Below are 793 nucleotides of genomic sequence, written 5' to 3'. Positions count from 1 at the left end.
AAAAGTTGGACGGTTAAAAAATTAATTTTGAAAATGAGCTCGATACTTTATCGGGCTCATTCCATTTAGAGCCAAAGATATTCTTTCTTTATTATAATATTGTATGTATTCTTCAATATCGATTTTCAGCTGCCTGATTGTTTTATACTTCTTCAAGTAAAACAATTCCGATTTTAGGGTGCCAAAGAAATTTTCTACCACAGAATTATCAAGACAATTACCTTTCCTTGACATGCTCTGCCTGATCTTTCTCTTCTGAAGCATTTTCTGATACATGGGCATTTGATATTGCCATCCCTGATCAGAGTGTAAGAGTAAGTTCTTTTGCTTTGGTAATTTTCTAAAAGCTTTCTTCAGCATACAGGCTACCTGTTTAAAATTTGGTGATTCCGAAAGCTGATAACTAATGATTTCCCGATTGTAAAGATCCAAAATTGGAGACAGGTACAGTTTTTTGCCTGCCACTTTAAACTCCGTAATATCAGTTACCCATTTTTGATACATCCCATCAGCTTTAAAATCTCTGGCTAGCAGGTTAGGAGCTGTTTTTCCTTGCTTTCCCCTGTAAGACTTGTACTTCTTGATTCTGATACGTGATTTTAACCCCAACTCACACATGAGCCTGCTTACCGTTTTGTGATTGATACAGAACCCCAAATGTTTTAATGCTAATGTGATTCTTCTGTAACCATATCTTCCCTTGTGCTTGTGGTAAATCTCTTGTATTTTCAATTTTACCTGTTCATACTTATCCACTTGTTGTAAAGACTTCAAGTGATAATAAAAACTACTT

1 protein-coding gene is annotated in these 793 nt (G+C 35.1%); it reads right to left on the bottom strand.

Annotated features, from left to right (window positions below):
• Positions 1-21 precede the first annotated feature (21 nt).
• A partial coding sequence (locus tag EO244_RS16810) for an IS3 family transposase (protein ID WP_129255843.1) occupies positions 22-793 on the bottom strand: 772 nt, incomplete at its 5' end.

The sequence above is a fragment of the Ancylomarina salipaludis genome (assembly GCF_004122035.1).
Taxonomy (GTDB): domain Bacteria; phylum Bacteroidota; class Bacteroidia; order Bacteroidales; family Marinifilaceae; genus Ancylomarina; species Ancylomarina salipaludis.
This window is presented reverse-complemented; position numbering and strand designations above follow the sequence as displayed.